17 protein-coding genes are annotated in these 16,246 nt (G+C 73.1%); 4 read left to right on the forward strand and 13 right to left on the reverse strand.

What is annotated here, in order from left to right; all coding sequences use genetic code 11:
* Window positions 1-12: 12 nt before the first annotated feature.
* The 3 genes from AC07FT_RS32900 to AC07FT_RS32910 are packed head-to-tail and all read right to left on the reverse strand — an operon-like array spanning window position 13 to window position 2,749.
* The gene (locus AC07FT_RS32900) at window positions 13-1,305 is read right to left on the reverse strand and encodes a nucleotidyl transferase AbiEii/AbiGii toxin family protein (protein ID WP_479179728.1); all 1,293 of its coding nucleotides are present in this window, start codon (window positions 1,303-1,305) and stop codon (window positions 13-15) included.
* Window positions 1,302-1,991, reverse strand: coding sequence for a hypothetical protein (locus AC07FT_RS32905; RefSeq protein WP_479179729.1), 690 nt, complete (start codon window positions 1,989-1,991; stop codon window positions 1,302-1,304). The genes AC07FT_RS32900 and AC07FT_RS32905 overlap by 4 nt, the downstream gene beginning before the upstream one ends.
* Window positions 1,991-2,749: a Mut7-C RNAse domain-containing protein gene (locus AC07FT_RS32910; RefSeq protein ID WP_479179730.1), complete on the reverse strand. Its 759-nt coding sequence runs from the start codon at window positions 2,747-2,749 to the stop codon at window positions 1,991-1,993. The genes AC07FT_RS32905 and AC07FT_RS32910 overlap by 1 nt, the downstream gene beginning before the upstream one ends.
* Window positions 2,750-2,976: 227 nt before the next feature.
* Here AC07FT_RS32910 and AC07FT_RS32915 point away from each other — a divergent pair, with 227 nt between their 5' ends.
* Entirely contained in the window at window positions 2,977-3,462 is a 486-nt protein-coding gene (locus AC07FT_RS32915) for a DUF2269 family protein (protein ID WP_479179731.1), read from the forward strand.
* A 38-nt stretch (window positions 3,463-3,500) separates the two neighbouring features.
* Here the strand turns inward: AC07FT_RS32915 and AC07FT_RS32920 are convergent, their stop codons facing one another.
* From AC07FT_RS32920 to AC07FT_RS32935, 4 genes are all read right to left on the reverse strand, one after another.
* The gene (locus AC07FT_RS32920; protein WP_479179732.1) at window positions 3,501-4,550 is read right to left on the reverse strand and encodes an amidohydrolase family protein; all 1,050 of its coding nucleotides are present in this window, start codon (window positions 4,548-4,550) and stop codon (window positions 3,501-3,503) included.
* Window positions 4,551-4,601: 51 nt separating this feature from the next.
* Window positions 4,602-6,239, reverse strand: a complete 1,638-nt coding sequence (locus tag AC07FT_RS32925) for an FAD-dependent oxidoreductase (RefSeq protein ID WP_479179733.1) — start codon at window positions 6,237-6,239, stop codon at window positions 4,602-4,604.
* Window positions 6,240-6,450: 211 nt separating this feature from the next.
* A complete protein-coding gene (locus AC07FT_RS32930; protein ID WP_479179735.1) occupies window positions 6,451-7,302 on the reverse strand; it encodes a ribonuclease BN in 852 nt (283 codons plus the stop codon).
* Window positions 7,303-7,385: 83 nt separating this feature from the next.
* Window positions 7,386-7,952, reverse strand: a complete 567-nt coding sequence (locus AC07FT_RS32935; protein WP_471199459.1) for a nucleoside deaminase — start codon at window positions 7,950-7,952, stop codon at window positions 7,386-7,388.
* Window positions 7,953-8,049: 97 nt separating this feature from the next.
* On the opposite strand from AC07FT_RS32935, the gene AC07FT_RS32940 reads away from it, so the two are divergent.
* The gene (locus AC07FT_RS32940; RefSeq protein WP_479179736.1) at window positions 8,050-9,021 is read left to right on the forward strand and encodes an antibiotic biosynthesis monooxygenase; all 972 of its coding nucleotides are present in this window, start codon (window positions 8,050-8,052) and stop codon (window positions 9,019-9,021) included.
* A gap of 22 nt (window positions 9,022-9,043) precedes the next feature.
* On the opposite strand, the gene AC07FT_RS32945 is transcribed toward AC07FT_RS32940, so the two are convergent.
* The 6 genes from AC07FT_RS32945 to AC07FT_RS32970 form a co-directional block, all read right to left on the reverse strand.
* Complete coding sequence (locus tag AC07FT_RS32945; protein ID WP_479179738.1) at window positions 9,044-9,904, reverse strand: MauE/DoxX family redox-associated membrane protein; 861 nt, start codon at window positions 9,902-9,904, stop codon at window positions 9,044-9,046.
* The gene (locus tag AC07FT_RS32950; RefSeq protein WP_254747830.1) at window positions 9,901-10,551 is read right to left on the reverse strand and encodes a cell wall protein; all 651 of its coding nucleotides are present in this window, start codon (window positions 10,549-10,551) and stop codon (window positions 9,901-9,903) included. The genes AC07FT_RS32945 and AC07FT_RS32950 overlap by 4 nt, the downstream gene beginning before the upstream one ends.
* 11 nt (window positions 10,552-10,562) lie before the next feature.
* On the reverse strand, window positions 10,563-10,985 hold the full coding sequence (locus AC07FT_RS32955) for a septal ring lytic transglycosylase RlpA family protein (RefSeq protein ID WP_254747832.1): 423 nt from the start codon (window positions 10,983-10,985) through the stop codon (window positions 10,563-10,565).
* Between the two features lie 128 nt (window positions 10,986-11,113).
* Window positions 11,114-12,271: an acetyl-CoA C-acetyltransferase gene (locus tag AC07FT_RS32960; protein ID WP_479179739.1), complete on the reverse strand. Its 1,158-nt coding sequence runs from the start codon at window positions 12,269-12,271 to the stop codon at window positions 11,114-11,116.
* Window positions 12,272-12,298: 27 nt separating this feature from the next.
* Window positions 12,299-12,886, reverse strand: coding sequence for a TetR/AcrR family transcriptional regulator (locus AC07FT_RS32965; protein WP_479179773.1), 588 nt, complete (start codon window positions 12,884-12,886; stop codon window positions 12,299-12,301).
* A 66-nt stretch (window positions 12,887-12,952) separates the two neighbouring features.
* Window positions 12,953-13,738 carry an SDR family oxidoreductase gene (locus tag AC07FT_RS32970; RefSeq protein WP_479179774.1) on the reverse strand — a complete coding sequence of 262 codons (786 nt, stop codon included), beginning with the start codon at window positions 13,736-13,738 and terminating at the stop codon, window positions 12,953-12,955.
* A gap of 76 nt (window positions 13,739-13,814) precedes the next feature.
* On the opposite strand from AC07FT_RS32970, the gene AC07FT_RS32975 reads away from it, so the two are divergent.
* Together AC07FT_RS32975 and AC07FT_RS32980 are read left to right on the forward strand one after the other, a co-directional pair.
* A complete protein-coding gene (locus tag AC07FT_RS32975; RefSeq protein ID WP_479179740.1) occupies window positions 13,815-15,017 on the forward strand; it encodes an acyl-CoA dehydrogenase family protein in 1,203 nt (400 codons plus the stop codon).
* 121 nt (window positions 15,018-15,138) lie between these two features.
* Window positions 15,139-16,146 carry an acyl-CoA dehydrogenase family protein gene (locus AC07FT_RS32980; RefSeq protein WP_479179742.1) on the forward strand — a complete coding sequence of 336 codons (1,008 nt, stop codon included), beginning with the start codon at window positions 15,139-15,141 and terminating at the stop codon, window positions 16,144-16,146.
* The last annotated feature ends 100 nt before the right edge of the window (window positions 16,147-16,246 follow it).

Below are 16,246 nucleotides of genomic sequence, written 5' to 3' on the forward strand. Positions count from 1 at the left end.
CCCCGGGTGCGGTCAGCGCAGTTCATCCAGCGCGGCGGCCCACCACGTGGCGTCGTCCCGCCATATCCGCCGGCGATCGTACTGGTCGGCCACCGCGCGCAGGGCGTCCTCGATCCCCATCGCCTCGCGCCCCGCGAGTTCCCGCGCGACGACGGCCATGGCCAGCAGCCCCTCCCAGCCCCCTCCCGACAGGTGGCCGATCCGGTCGGCGAGCGGTGCGGAGGACGCGCGGGCGGTCTCCACCACGGGCTCCAGCCAGCGTGCCCATCGTTCATAGCGGGTCTCACCGGGTGGTTCGGCTTCGGCGAGGAGGGAGCCGAGCGCCCGGGTCAGCCGCGCCACATACGTGTCCGGGGTGTCCGCCACCCATGGGTACTCGGTGGTGAAGTGCGGCCAGCCGTCCTCCACCCGCAGTGTGTCGGTCCACCAGGAACCGGCGGGCCGCAGCCCGTCCACACCGGTGCGGACGAAGGTGTCCCGCACCAGCCCGTACGAAGGCGGGGTGTGCTCGGCCAGCAGCACCGCGTCGTAGAGGTCCTTGCCCTGCGGATGGAAGTCGGTGACCAGCCACAGCAGTTTCCAGGCCAGGGACAGCTCCGGGGTGGCGGCCAGGAGGCGGCAGCCGGGGCCGTCACCGAGCGGGCGCAGTGCGGTGCGTACGGGCGGGGCCGGAAGCGGTTCGTTGAACACGAGGTCGAGCTGGACGGTGCCGCCCGCCGTCCCCGGCGCCGTCCACGGCAGCAGCATGCGGCGGCCGGGCACCCGCTCATAGGTCCAGATGTCCTCGGTCACCCGGCCCCCGGCGTCGATCCGCACCGCGCCACCGGCGCGGGCGGCGGTCGCCGCGTCATGGGCGATACCGTCGAAGAGGTCGGCCGTGCGGGGGCCGGTCAGCTCCCACTCCCGGGGGACGACGACGAAGTCCAGGTCACCCGGCTCTCGGGCGGCGCTCCCGAACCAGGTGGCCAGCAACACGCTGCCGCGCAGCATCAGATGGTCCGCCCAGGGGCCGTCGGCGATCGCGGCGAGCACGGTGTCCAGCACCGTACGCCGGGCACGGTGCCAGGCGCGCGCCGACTCCTCGTCGGCGAACCGCGGTTCGCCCGCCCGGAAGGCGCGGGCGAACTCCTTCAGTGCGGGGTCGAAGACGGCCGTGCTGTGCAGTCCCTCCGGCGCCGGCAGCAGGGTGCGCGGCAGCCGGTGGCGTCGGCGCTCACCGTCGTCCAGCGGGGTGTGGGGGATGTCGGGAGTGTCGCTCCGCCACATCGCGTCCCAGGAGGGTTCGTGTTCCGGCGGCGGTGTCATGGGGTGCGCTCCTCGGTGATCCAGCCGTCGTCCAGGGTGAGGTCGCTGTCGTGCAGGACGAACTCCCGCTCCACCTCCAGCGGTGGGAGCCCGGCGCGGTGCACCGCGCCGAGCAGGGCCGACAGCCGCCGCTCGGCGGTGGCGCGGCCGACGCCGTGGCAGCGCTGGGTGAGGAAGCGCTCCTGCCGTCCGTCGTCACGGAACCGGCGGGCGTTCCAGGAGACATGGGCGCCGTGCGGAACGGCGAGGCGGTCCAGCGGGGTCCGGTCCCACTCCGCCGGGAGCAGCAGTTTGATGTGGTGTTCGAAGTAGCGGCCGGGGCCGTGGGCCACGGCGGCGGTGTCGTCCTGGGGTACGCCCGCGGCCCACGGCGCGGCCTCGGTCTTGACGCGCACCGGGCGGAAGCCGTCGGCCGCCAGCTCGGCCGCCACCCGCTCCGCGGTGTCCCGCCAGCGCGTGGCCGGGCCGTCACCACGGAGGTTCAGCATGGGCTGGGAGGGCGTACGGCCACGGGCGAGCACGATGTGGGTGAATCCGAATCCGCGCGCGGCGGCCCAGGCCGCCAGCCGGTCGGTGGCGGACACCGGGCAGTCCACGGTGACATGGGTCTCGAGGGGGCCGCGCACCTCGGGAGGCGGGGGTGGCGCCCCCGGCCCGGGGCCGGGGGCGGTGGCAGCGGTGGCCATCAGGGGGCGGGCGCCTCGGAGAGCGCGGGTGCCGCGCCGCCGAACTCCTCGACCGCGCCCGCGACGATGGCCTCCAGACGGGAGTGGTGGGCACCACGCCAGTAGACCCGCTCACAGGCGGTGCAGCGGGCGAAGACGTCGTAGGTGCGCCGGGTGCCGTGCTCCAGCTGTTCCCGGACCGTCTCCTTGTCGGCGTCCTCCAGCGGTCCGTTGCACGCGGTGCAGCGGGTCCACGGCGCCAGGCGCGGGCCGAACCGGCCGAGCACATCGCGCAGTTGCTCCTCGGGGCGGTCGCTGTAGACGTACGCCCCGGCCCACAGTTCGCGTCGGCGCAGCAGGCCCCGGTCGCGGGAGAGCATCACCCGGCGCTGGGCCGCGGAGAGCGCGGCGAGCGCCGGGTCCCCGATGTCCTCGCTCTCGTAGGCGGCGTCCACGCCCAGCAGCCGCAGCCGCCGCGCGAGGGTGCCCAGGTGCACATCGAGCAGGAAGCGCAAGGGCGCGCCCGGTACCGCCTGGGGCCGGGCCACCGGGCGCACCTCGACGCTCTCCCCCGCGCGCGGCACATGCGAGACCGGGGTCTCCCGGCCGTCCACGAGCAGCGCGCCGACCTCGGTGAGCGGGACCCCGACCGACTCGACCACATGCCCCAGGGTGGAGGCTCCGTCGGTGACGAGGGCGATCGGTCCGCGGCGCCGTTCGGGAGTGGCGAAGAGCCGCAGTCCGGGGTCGATGCTGAGGTGGATCTCCGGTCCGTTCACACCGCCAGCATGCCAGGGTTCCGGGGCCGGACGCGATCACGTTTCCCGGCCGGTGCGGACCGGGTGGCGGACGGATCCCGGAGCTGGCGAGAATCCGTTGAAGCATGGCAATCAAGCCACTGCTCATGATCGCGGAGCGCGGCTAACGTCGGCGTCGGCGCCCCGTCCGGGGCCGTCCGTCCCTCACCCGCCCGATGTCCCCGCCCGCTGAAGGAAGCGCTGCCGCCGTGACGAAATTCCTGCTCACCATCCATGTGCTGGCCGCGATCATCGCGATCGGACCGGTGACCGTGGCGGCCAGTATGTTCCCCGCCGCCGCCCGCACCGCCCTGGCCGCGCCCGGCGACATCCGGGCCACCGCCGTCCTGCGCACCCTGCACCGGGTGTGCCGGGTCTACGCGGCCGTGGGGGTCGTGGTGCCGGTCTTCGGACTGGCCACCGCCGACAGCCTGGGTGTCCTGGGTGACACCTGGCTGATCGTGTCCATCGTGCTCACCGGGTTCGCCGCGACGGTGCTCGCCGGGCTGGTGCTGCCCCGCCAGGACGCGCTCCTGGCCGGGCTGGACACCACGGACGGGGAAGGGCCGGGGGACGGTGTGACGGACCGGCGGGCCACGGCCCGACTCGCGATGTACACCGGGATGTTCAATCTGCTGTGGGCCGTGGTCACCGTACTGATGATCGTCCGCCCCGGCTCCACCACCGGGGCGTGACAAGGAGACCGGCCACCGGTCCGGCGCGGGGCCAGGGATCACGCTCGCGCCGTCGCCCGCGACAGCGCGGGCAGCAGACGGCAGGCGTTGTCCCTGTTGATCCCGCGCCGCTGGTACGCGTCGAGCGCCGGGTCGTCGTCGAGGGCGGGGGCCGTCACCTCCGTGACGACCCGGGCCGGGGTCGGGGGCCAGTCGCTTCCGTAGAGGATCCGGGAGGGATCCACGGCGGTCAGCAGACTCGGCGTCGAGGAAGGGGACATGGGCCCCGCGGTGTCGTAGTAGAAGCGGTGCAGGTAGTCGCGCACCCGGGAGCCGTCGACCTTCGGGGTGAGCTGGTCGCCGAAGGTCTCCAGACGGCTCGCGAGGTACGGCAGGAAACCACCGCCGTGCGGCAGGATGAAGCTGAGGTTCGGGTAGCGGTCCAGCGTCCCGTTGACGATGAGGCTGATGGCGGCACGTGTGGTGTCCATCAGGAAGTCGCACAGGAACGGCGGCACCCCCGGCAGTCCGGCCTCGTCGCCGGGCACCTCCATGGGATGGGTGCTGATGACGGCGGAGCGCTCGTCGAGTTCCGCCAGCAGCGCGTCATGGGACGGATCACCGAGGAAGGTTCCGCGCACACTGGTGCGGGTGCTCACCCCGACCGCCCCGAGCTCGTCCATGCCGTACGCCACCGACCAGCGGGACAGCTCCATGTTGTCCAGGAAGACCGGTGCGAAGAAGGCGAAGCGCTCGGGGTGGGCGGCGGCGAGGTCGCCCGCGGACCGCAGCGCGACCCGGGCGCTCTCCTTGCGCAGCGCGGGTTCGCGCAGCCGTCCCAGCATGGCGACGGTGAGCACACTGGTGTGGATGCCCGCCCGGTCCATCAGGGTGAGCGCGCTGTCGAGATCCCACCGTGTCCACCAGGGCAGCTTGTCACGCCGGACCACGTCCTCGCGCTCGGCCCAGTCGAGCCATTCCGGTGCGGTGTAGTGGTGGTGGACATCCACCCGGGACCGCCGGGCGTCATCACCCGGCGCGGTGCCCGCGGGGCCGGCCGGGACGGTGTCGTCGGCGACCACGGTGCCGGACGTGTTGAGCGGTGTCATCGGACTCCTCGGTTCTGTGGCGGGGCGAACGGAAGCGGTACCGGGCGGGGGTCAGCGGCCCGAGCCGCGCCCGAGGACCTCCAGGAGCACGTCCGCCAGCTCCTGTTCCGCGTTCGGCGGCATGGTCCGCGTCCGCCAGGCCACGAAGCCGTCGGGCCGCACCAGCACCGCGCCCTCCTCGGCGGTGCCATGGGTCTCCGCCCAGTCCGCGCCGCCCCGGACCTGGAGGTCGGCGTCGGCGGAGGTGCCCACCAGGTAGGCGTCCAGCGGGACGTCGAGCTTCTCCGCCACCGTGCGGGCGACGGCCCGCCACTGCGCTCCGGCCTGTCCGCAGAGCAGGACGAAGGAACGCTCGTAGAGGTCGATGGTGGACACCTCGGCGCCGTCACGTGTGAGCCACATGTGGGGGGCGCGGGTGCCGGGGTCACCCCGCAGCTCGAAGGTGTCGGGCACGACGGGCGCGTCCGGGTCCCCGCCGTACACCGCGGTGGAGTGGTAGCGGTAGCACAGCGCGGTGGTGACCAGGTCGGTGCCGGTCTTCGCCGCCTGGGCGGGGTTGTAACCGGGGTGCTGTTCCAGGGCCGCCTGGAGCGTGGCCCGCTCACTGGTGGCCCGTGCCACCGGACGGCGTTCCACCTCGTAGGTGTCCAGCAGTCCGGGGGCCGCCCAGCCGCGCAGCACCCCCGCCACCTTCCAGGCCAGGTTGTGCGCGTCCTGGATCCCGGTGTTGGAGCCGAACGCGCCCGTGGGCGGCATCTCGTGCACGGCGTCGCCCATGAGGAAGACCCGTCCGGTGCGGTAGCCGTTGGCCACCCGGTCCGCCGCGTGCCAGGGCGCCCGACCGGTGATCTCCACATCCAGGTCGGGGACTCCGGCACCGGCCCGGATGTGCGCCACGCACCGGCTGTCCGTGAAGTCCTCGATGGTCTCGCCGCTCTCGGGTGTCCAGGGCATGTGGAACACCCACTGCTCCTTGTTGTCGACGGGCAGCAGCACTCCCTCACCGTCGGGGTTGGTGAGATAACACACCACGAACGGCTGGTCGCCCGCCGCGTCACGGAGCCCCTTGCTGCGGAAGGTGACGCTGATGTTGTGGAAGAGGTCCCCGCGTCCGGTGTGCCCGATACCGAGGCGCTCGCGCGCGGGGCTCCGGGGGCCGTCGGCGGCCAGCAGGTAGTCGGTGTGCACCGTGTACGTCTCGCCGGAGTCCCGGGAGCGCAGCACGGCGTGCACCGCGCGGTCGTCCTGGGTGAAGGAGACCAGCTCGGTGCCGAAGCGCACATCGCCGCCCAGTCGGCGGGCGTGCTCCAGGAGGACCGGCTCCAGGTCGTTCTGGCTGCACGCGCACCGGAAGGTCGAGCTCTTCTCGGCCTCCGGGGGTCTGCCGGTGATCCGCGGGTAGATCCATCGCCAGGTGCCGCCCGCGAGGACGTCCGCCTGGAGGATGCCGTCGTTCTTGGACAGGACCGCCGCCGCCCGCCGGATGTCGGGCTCCAGACCCGCGGTGCGGTACAGCTCCATCGTCCGCATGTTGTTCCCGCGGCCGCGGGGATGGGCCGAGGTGGCCGCGTGGCGCTCGACCAGCAGGTGCTCCACGCCGAGGCGGCCGAGAAAGACCGATGCGGACAGACCGACGAGCGATCCCCCCACGATCAGCACGGGCACGTGCTCGTTGTCGTGCTCTTTCATTCCCGGCGTCCTCCATCTGCGTCGACGGCATGGCGCCGCGGACGCGTTGTCCGCGGTGTCCCTGTGCACCATGCTGACCACGGCCCGTGGAGCCGCATCACCGGCGCGTCGTTTCGGTGCTTGCCGGGGGCGAACGAGTGAACGCGGTTTCGTTCCGGCTCCGGACGGGGAAGACGCGCGGCCGGTCAGCGCCGCCGGGGACGCTGGGGAGTCACGGTTCGGGGGCGCCACCGGTGCGTCGGCGGCGGCGCCAGGCGACCAGCCGCAGGTACTCCTCGTGCATCACCCGGCCCAGCAGCGCTCCGCCGAACACCACATAACCGACGCCCACCAGCCAGGACTGGACGACCAGAACGGTGCCGACGGGACCGTAGGAGACCGCGCTGGAGGCGATCAGCGGGGAGAAGACCAGTTGGGAGAAGACCCGCAGTCCGGCCAGTCCGACACCGGTCGCCAACGCGCCGGGCAGCAGCGCACCCCAGCTGATCCGCCCGCCCAGCAGCAGCCGTTGCGACCACCAGAAGAACAGCACGGTGCCCACCACCGCGATCAGCACCCGGCTGATACCCGGCCCCAGATGGGAGGAGAGCAGCAGATAGCCGATCAGCACCACGAGCCACACCAGATGGCGCCACACGTTGTGCCAGCGCCCGGCGGGCAGTTCCCACACCTTCTCGTAACCGGTCTGCACCGCCGCGCCGAAGCGCAGCCCGAAGATGGCCAGGGTGGCCAGACCGAACGCCGTGGTGGTCTCCAGCGCCCGTTTCGGCGGGGCGAACAGCTCCTTCACCTCGTCCCGCGAGGAGGTGGACACCCCCAGCCCCTCGGCGAGCCACTGGGCGAAGCCGTGGCGGTTCACCGGGTCGGCGGCGGCGACCACGATGAGCAGCGGCACCAGCGTGAGGAAGCCGAGCGCGGCGAAGCCCAACGCCCGGTGCAACAGCTCGAACTCACTGCCCCGCCGCCATCCCCGGCCGGCCGGGGAGCGGTGGAACACGTGGTGCAGCCGCTCGAACCGGGCCCGGTGCCCGCGCCCCGGAGGGCCGGAAGGATTCTCGGACATCGCCACTTCCCTAGCCGTGCCGAGGGCCCGGACCCGGGCGCGCGGAAACGCGCGCCACTCGGCGCGCGCCCCACGGGCCCCCCTCAGTACGGGTGTCGGTCGGCCTTGTCCGTCCATGCCTTGTACGCCTCGGCGCCGAGCTCGGGATGGATCTGCTCGATGAGGATCCTGCGCTGGTCCATGGGCTTCTGGAAGTCCTCGTACTGATAGGCGTCATCGAAACCGATCTTCGCCGTGGCGGCCAGGTCACAGCTGAAGTAGACGGCGTCGATCCGCGACCAGTAGATGGCGCTCATGCACATCGGGCATGGTGCGCCGCTGATGTAGATCGAGCAGCCCTGGAGCATCCGGGCGCGCTCCGGAACCGGGTCGGGCGACCCCTCGGGGCGCGGTACGAGTTCCAGCGTGCTCTCGTCGACGTGTTCCCCGTCGATAGTGGGCGCCTCGGGATTGAGCACCTGGATCGCTTTGCGGATGGTCTCCATCTCCGCGTGGGCTGTGGGATCGCCGGTCAGCAGTACGCGGTTCTGCCCCCGGGCGACGATGTCGCCGTTGCGGCTGATCACGGCACCGAACGGACCGCCCCAGCCGTTCTCCACGGATTCGGTGGCCAGTCGTACCGCTTCGACCAGGAACTCCTGCTTCGCCATGTCTCAGACCTCCGCTCGGCTCTGCGTGCCCGCGTCGGAACCCCCTGCGAAACGCTCGGTTTGTCGCATAAATTCCTTTTGATCTAGACTACTCGGCATGGATGCCCGTGCAACCCACGGCTCCGCCGGAGCCGGGGCAACGGTGGTGACCTCGCAGAAGGTCCGCCCGGGACGCGACGAGGACTACAAGCGCTGGCAGGAGAAGACCAACCGGACGGCGCGCGGTTTCGACGGCTTCGAGGGGACCGAGCTGTATCCGCCCGCGTCCGGCCAGGAGAACGAATGGGTGGTCGTCTTCCGGTTCTCCCGGATCGACCAGCTGACCACCTGGCTGCGGTCGGACGCCCGGCGGCAACTGCTGGACGAGGGACGCCCGCTGTTCGAGGCACCGCCCACCCAGGAGGTGCTCAGCGGCGGCACGCCCCCGGCCGAGCCCGAGGCCATCACGGCGGTCGTCTCGCACGAGATCCGCCCGGGGCGCGAACAGTCCTTCCTGCGGTGGCAGGAGAAGACGCTCAAGGCCCAGGAGAAGTACCCCGGCTTCATGGGCTCGGAGCTGTTCCGCCCGGTACCGGGGATCCAGGAGCACTGGGTCGTGGTCTTCCGCTTCGACACCCGTGAACACCTCGACGAGTGGCTCGGGTCGGACACCCGCAAGAAACTGCTGCACGAGGGCGAGAAGTACTTCACGCACTACGACGTACGGAAGATCAGCTCACCGTTCAGCGGCTGGTTCCGCTTCGGGGAGGGCGCCGACCAGGGCGTCCCCCCGAACTGGAAACAGGCCATGTCCGTGGTGCTGGCCCTGTACCCGACGGTGATGATCCTCGATCTGACGGCGGGGTACGGTCTGGACGAGGCCGGTGTGCCCGGCTACGCCGCCCTGTTCATCAGCAACGTCCTGAGCGTCTCCATCCTGACCTGGCTGCTGATGCCGCTGGTGAACCGGGCGCTGGCGTTCTGGCTGCTGCCCGGCCGGGCGCGCACCCTGCGGGTCCACGTGGCGGGCGCCGCGCTGGTCGCCCTGTGCTACGGGCTGCTCGTCCTCATCTTCGGCCTCACCAGCTGAGGAACCGCCCGGCTGCGGAACGTCAAGCGGTCAGCGCCACGGCCTCACCGGTGTCGGCGTCCAGGACGCTCACCCGTACCGCTGGTTCGCGCACCCCGTCCCGGCTGGCCGCCGCGTCGAGCGCGAAGAGCACCACCACCGGCCGGGCGCCACCACCACCCCCGTGCACCCCGGAGTACTGCAGGATGCGCCAGCCGCCGTCGTCCCAGTGGTCCAGCAGCGCGGAGCGCACCAGGGGCGCGGCGCTCTGCCAGGCCAGTGAACGTTCCAGCAGCTCTACGGTGGCCGCCACCGGGACCCGGGTGGCGGCGCGCGTTCCGTCGAGCGGATGCCCGGTCAGCCGCAGCCGCAGCCTGCGCCACGGCAGCCGCCAGCGGTCCGGCGCGAGGACCACCGCTGCGGCCAGCGCGGCCAGCACGGCGCCCGAGGTGGCGGCGGGATGGCGCGGCACCGCGATCCACCACGGGTGCCGGGCGAGGGAGACGGCCACCCCGCCCGCCAGGACCGCGGCGGCGCGGATGACCGCGCGGCCTCCGACCGGCCCGTCGTCCCCGGCCGTACAGCCGCAGGACGAACCGGGCGCCGAGTGCCGGGCGTAGCAGAGGTAGCCCAGGAATCCGGCGCCGAGCGCGGTGGCCGCGCCGCCCGTGGCCACCGACGGCGGCAGCGTCAGCAGTGCCGCGCACAGCAGGAGTTCGAGGGCGCCGAGGCCGCGCAGCGCGCGGGCCGCCCGGTCGCCACCGCCCAGCAGCCGGGCCAGGGCGGTGCGGGAGGCGAACCGCACACCGCCGCGGCCGATGAGCTTGCCCGCACCGGCCGTGCCCAGCACCACGGCGAGCAGGGGTGCGGCCAGATCCGCGGCCACCGTGACGGCGGGACTCACCGGTGGTGCCCCGCGCCCGGCCCGACCGAGACCCGCACCAGCTCCACCGAGTCGTCGGACGGCCGCCAGGCGCCGAGCACCTGGGCGTCCTGGCCGATGCGCAGCCGGGAGAGGTCCGCGGTGGGCGCGGCACCGGAGTAGGAGACGCTGGTGGTGTCCGCGAGCACATGTCCGACGATCTCGTGAGAGCCGTGGGCCAGGTGCAGCCGGGTCTTCTCGATCCCGCGGACGGTGGTGTGCAGATGGACGATGTTGACCCACACCGCGTCGGCCGCGAGGGTTCCGTCGGGCATCGGGACACCGCGCGCGTAGAGGCCGTCGCCGGTCGCGATGGCGTCCGCGGTGGTGGCGCGCACCTTCCAGACGCTGGTGGCGGCGGTGACCCGGACCCGGGCGTAGGTGCCCCACGATCCCGCGACCGCCAGCAGCCCGCCGTCGATCCCGGTGATCCGCCCCTCCACGAACGTGGCGTCGGCGACCGCGGGATCCAGGGAGCGCAGGGGCGCGGCGAAGGCCGCGTCGGCGTCCAGGGCACCCAGGGCGGTCGCCCCGATGACACCGCTGCCGACCACGGTGGCGCCGCGGAGGGCGGCGGCGGTGAGGAACCGCCGGCGGTCCAGGGGGTCGCCGGTCCGGTACGCGCTCATGTCCGCCCGCCTCATTCGAAGATGACCACCGGCAGGGTGCCGGTGCTCAGACTGCCGATCGCGGAGAAGGCGGCCGGGGTGAGGTCGATGACCCGGTTGGTGCGGCAGGTGCCGTCACAGCAACTGGACTCGGAACAGAAGCTCCGGGTGCGCGGACCGCAGTCGCTGACCGTGACGCACACACTCGCCCCGGAGCACTGGTGGCGCACCTTCATCACCGACCCGCACCCGCGCCGGGGCAGCTTCTCCCCGCACAGGTCCGGCCGGGTGATGTCCCAGCACGCCTGGGAGGCATTGGGCCAGGCGGCCTGGAGCTTGCTGGACTTGCAGGTGCCACACGCCCCGCCGCCCGCAGCGGCACACGGGCCCCAGGCGTTGCCACAACAGAACCAGGTGGCCTCGCCGTTCCAGAGACTGGTCGATCCGCACGCCATGCGGCCATCATGCGCGGGGCCGTGGGGCCCCGCCACGCGGACGCGTCCGAACCGGCGGTGGCCCACCTCGGCGGCCGGGTCGGGAGCCGGGCTCGGATCCGGATGCGGCGCCGTACGCAGAGCTGGATTCAGAGCCGTTCGAGGATGGTGACGTTGGCCTGGCCGCCGCCCTCGCACATGGTCTGGAGGCCGTACCGGCCGCCGGTGCGCTCGAGTTCGTGCAGCAGGGTGGTCATCAGCTTGGTGCCGGTGGCGCCGAGGGGGTGGCCCAGGGCGATGGCGCCACCGTTGACGTTGACCCGCTCCGGATCGGCGCCGGTCTCCTTCAGCCAGGCGAGCACCACGGGCGCGAACGCCTCGTTGATCTCCACCAGGTCGATGTCGGAGATGGCCAGACCGGTCTTGGCCAGGGCGTACGCGGTCGCGGGGATGGGCGCGGACAGCATCCGGACGGGGTCCTCACCGCGTACCGAGAGGTGGTGGATCCGGGCACGCGGGGTCAGCCCGTGGTCCCGCACCGCCCGTTCGGAGGCGATCAGCATCGCCGCGGCCCCGTCGGAGACCTGGGAGGACAGCGCGGCGGTGATCCGGCCGCCCTTCATGACCGGTTCGAGGGCGGCCATCCGCGCCAGTCCGGTGTCCCGGCGCGGCCCCTCGTCGGCGGTGACCTCCCCGTACGGCACCAGTTCGCGCGCGAAACGGCCCTCGTCCATGGCGCGGACCGCCCGCTGGTGCGAGCTCAGCGCGAATTCCTCCATCGCCTCACGGGTGATGCCCCATGTCTCGGCGATCAGCTCGGCGCCGTAGAACTGGTTGACCGGCCGGTCGCCGTACCGCTTCCGCCAGCCCTCGGAGCCCGCGAAGGGGCCCTCGGTCAGTCCGAGCGGGACAGCCGCCTGGCGGCTGGCGTAGGCGATCGGCACCATCGACATGTTCTGCACCCCGCCCGCGACCACCAGGTCCTGGGTGCCGGAGAGCACCGCCTGCGCCGCGAAGTGGATCGCCTGCTGGGAGGAGCCGCACTGCCGGTCCACCGTGACCCCCGGCACCTCCTCCGGCAGCCCGGCGGCCAGCCAGCAGGTGCGCGCGATGTCCCCGGCCTGCGGGCCGACGGTGTCCAGGCAGCCGAAGACGACGTCCTCGACGGCGGCCGGGTCGGCCCCCGAGCGTTCCATCAGCGCCCGCAGCACATGGGCGCCGAGGTCCGCCGGGTGGACGGACGCCAGTCCGCCGTTCCGCTTGCCGACGGGGGTGCGTACCGCTTCGACGATGTATGCCTCGGCCATGACCGCTGTCGCTCCTTCGGCTGATGGTCATTCCCGCGGGGTGATGCCGTCCAGGACCATCGACAGGTACTGGCGGGCGATCTCCTCGGGGCTGTGGTGTCCGCCCGGCCGGTACCACGACGCGGCGACCCACACGGTGTCGCGCAGGAAGCGGTACGCCAGCCGGATGTCGACGTCGGCGCGGAAGACCCCCTCGGCCACCCCGCGCTCCAGGGTGCCCAGCCAGGCCCGCTCGAACTTCCGCTGCGACTCGGTGAGATAGCCGAAGCGGGGCTGGGCGGCCAGATGGCGGGCCTCCTTCTGGTAGATCGCGACGGCGGCGTGATGCCGGTCGATCTCCCGGAAGGACTCGGTGACGAGGGCCTCGATGGTCTGCCTGGGACCGAGCCCGGCGCCGAGCACCGACTCGTACCCGGCCCACAGCTCGTCGAGGAAGGTGGAGAGGATCTCGTCGACCATCGACTCCTTGGAGTCGAAGTGGTAATACAGGCTGCCCGCGAGCATCCCAGCCTCGTCCGCGATCCTGCGGACGGTGGTGGCGTTGTACCCCTGGGCGGCGAACACCTCGGCCGCCGTGGTGAGCAGTTCGCGGCGTCGTTCGGGGGTGGGGCTCACGGTGGTCTTCTTCTCGCTGGTCCTGGTGCGGTTCTGGCTGGAGTTCGGCACGGGGTCATTGTCGCCTCATGCGTGCTGGCTGCTGACGGACACCGTCTCCCCGGTCATGTACGACGAATAGCCGCTGGCCAGGAAGACGATCACGTTGGCCACCTCCCAGGGCTCGGCGTACCGGCCGAACGCCTCGCGCTCGGTCAGTTCGGCGAGCAGCTCGGGGGTGGTCACCTTCACCAGGTGCGGATGCATGGCCAGACTCGGGGAGACCGCGTTCACCCGCACCCCGTATCCGGCGGCCTCGACGGCGGCACAGCGGGTGAGCGCCATGACACCCGCCTTGGCCGCCGCGTAGTGGGCCTGCCCGGCCTGGGCGCGCCAGCCGACGACCGACGCGTTGTTGATGACGACACCGCCGTGGCCGTCGGCCCGCATCCGGCGCAGTGCGGCGCGGGTGCAGCGGAAGGTGCCGGTCAGTGTGACGTCCAGGACGCGGTCCCACTGGGCGTCGGTCATCTCGGTCAGCAGGGCGGTGCCGCCGAGTCCGGCGTTGTTGACGACCGCGTCCAGCCGCCCGTGACGCTCCTCGGCGAGGTCGTGGAGCGCCGCCACCTGGTCCTCGTCGGTCACATCGCAGACCAGCCCGGCGACCCGGTCCGCGCCGAACTCGTCGGCGAGGACGGCGGCCGTCTCCCCGAGCCTGCGCTCATGGGCGTCGCCGATGACGATCCGCGCGCCCTCCTCGAGGAAGCGGCGGGCGGTCGCGCCGCCGATCCCGGAGCCCGCGGCGGCGGTGATGACGGCCGTGCGACCGGTGAGCAGGCCGTGGCCGGGGACATACGGCGCCTTGTTGTCCATCACCCTGCCACGGTAACCTACCAAACACTTGTTAGGGAACGTCGTGAGCGCGGCGGGCGCGAGGAGGACGGGACGGGTGGACCTCGAACTCAGCGAGCGGCAGCGGGCGTTCCGGGATGAGGCCCGCCGCTGGCTCGCGGCCCATGTCCCCGCCGTCCCGCCGCCGTCCCTGGAGACCGCCGAGGGCTTCGCCGCCCACCGCGCCTGGGAGCGGACGCTCGCCGGGGGCCGGTGGTCGGCGGTGACCTGGCCCGAGGAGTACGGCGGCCGGGGCGCGTCCCTGGTGGAGTGGCTGCTGTTCGAGGAGGAGTACTACGCGGCGGGCGCGCCGGGCCGGGTGAGCCAGAACGGGATCAGCCTGCTGGCCCCTACCCTCCTCGCCCGCGGCACCGCCGCGCAGCGGGCCCGGATCCTGCCGCCGATGGCGCGCGGTGAGGTGATCTGGGCACAGGCGTGGTCCGAGCCGGAGTCCGGTTCGGACCTGGCCTCGCTGCGCTCCACGGCCCGCCGGGCGGACGGCGGCTGGCTGCTGACGGGCCAGAAGACCTGGTCGTCCCGGGCGGCCTTCGCCGACCGCGCCTTCGGGCTCTTCCGCAGCCACCGCGAGGAGGGCGCACCCCCGCACCGCGGGCTGACGTACCTGATGTTCCCGCTCGACGCCCCGGGCGTGACCGTCCGTCCGATCGGGCGCCTCGACGGGAAACCGGCCTTCGCCGAGCTCTTCCTCGACGAGGTGTTCGTACCGGACGAGGACGTCATCGGCGAGCCGGGGCAGGGCTGGCGGGTGGCGATGAGCACGGCGGGCGACGAACGCGGACTGACGCTGCGCAGCCCGGGGCGCTTCACGGCCGCCGCTCGGCGGCTGGTGGCGCTGTGGCGGGAGCGGTCGGCGGAGTCCGGCGGGGACGGCGCGGGCATGGACGGCGCGCTGCGGGACCGGGTCGCCGACGCGGTGATCGGCGCCCGCGCGTACGAGCTGTTCGCGTACGCGAGCGCGACACGGCCGGGTCCGGGGGGCACGGGCGCCGCCACCGGGGCCGAGTCCAGCCTCAACAAGGTCTTCTGGTCCGAACTGGACATCGCCCTCCATGAAACGGCCCTGGACCTGCTCGGGCCGTTCGCGGAGCTGGCCGACGACGCGCCGGAGGCCGCGGGGGGCGGCGCCTGGACGGACGGCTACACCTTCGCCCTGGCGGGCCCGATCTACGCCGGCACCAACGAGATCCAGCGCGATCTGATCGCCGAGCGGCTGCTGGGCCTGCCGAGGGACCGGCGCTGACGGTGGTTTCCCCCGCACCGCCCCTTCCCGCACCCGGGGCCGGGGCACGTCCGGCGGGCGCATCGATCCGGCAACTGCCCCGCCCAGGAGGCGGACCGGACAGGTGGGAGAGAGGAACGCGATGGACTTCGTACTGGACCGGGCCCAGGGTGAGTTCGGGCGGACGCTGGACCGGATGCTCGGCGGGGCCGGTACCGCGCGGGCCGTCCGGGCCTGGGGGCGGGGGGACCACGGGCCGGGCCGGGCGTTGTGGGAGCGGCTCGGCGGGCTCGGGGTGACCGCGCTGGCCGTCCCGGAGGCGTACGACGGCGTCGGGCCGCTGCCGGTGGAACTGGCCGTGGCGTACGTCGAGTCGGGGCGGCACGCGGTGCCGGGACCGCTGGCCGAGACCGCCGCCGTGGCCGTCCTGCTGACCGCGCTGGCCGAGGGGGACCACCCCCGGGCCGCCGCTGCCGCCCGGCGCTGGCTGCCGCGGATCGCCTCCGGGCGGGCCCTGGTCACCCTGGCGGCGGCCGACGGCGGACCGTACGCGCTGGACGCGGACGCCGCCGACGCCGTGTTCACCGTGGCCGGCGAGGAGTTGTGGCTTGCCCCCGGGCACGGCCCGGTACAGCGCTCGTCCGACCCGGCCCGGCGGCTGGCCCGGCCACGGCCCGGTGGGGAGCTGCTGGCGCGCGGCCCCGCGGTGGCCTCGGCCGCCGAGCGGGCCGCGGACTGGGCGGCGTTCGCCACGGCCGCGCTCTGCCTGGGCACCGGACTGGCCCTGCTGGAGCGGACGGTGGCGTACGCGAAGGGACGACGGCAGTTCGGGCGGGCGGTGGGCTCGTTCCAGGCGGTCAAGCACCGGCTGGCGGACGTGCTCATCGGGCTGGAGTTCGCCCGGCCGCTGCTGTTCGGGGCGGCGGTGGCACTCGCCTCGGACGCGCCCGGCAGACGGGCGGAGGTCGCCGCCGCCAAGGTGGCGGCGGGTGAGGCGGGATACGCGGCGGCCCGCGCGGCGCTCCAACTGCACGGCGCGATCGGCTACACGGACGAGTTCGACCTCTCGCTGTGGATCCGCAGGGCCCGTGCGCTGCGGTCCGCGTGGGGCACGCCCTCGGTCTGCCGCGCCCGTGTGCTGGCGGACTGACGCCCACGCGGGACCACCACGCGGGACCAACCGCGCCGAAGAGTGTTCTCCGCACGCCTTCTTGATCCATGCTGGTGCGACCACCGGCGAGCGAACCCAG

The sequence above is a fragment of the Streptomyces sp. NPDC045899 genome, assembly GCF_056431485.1.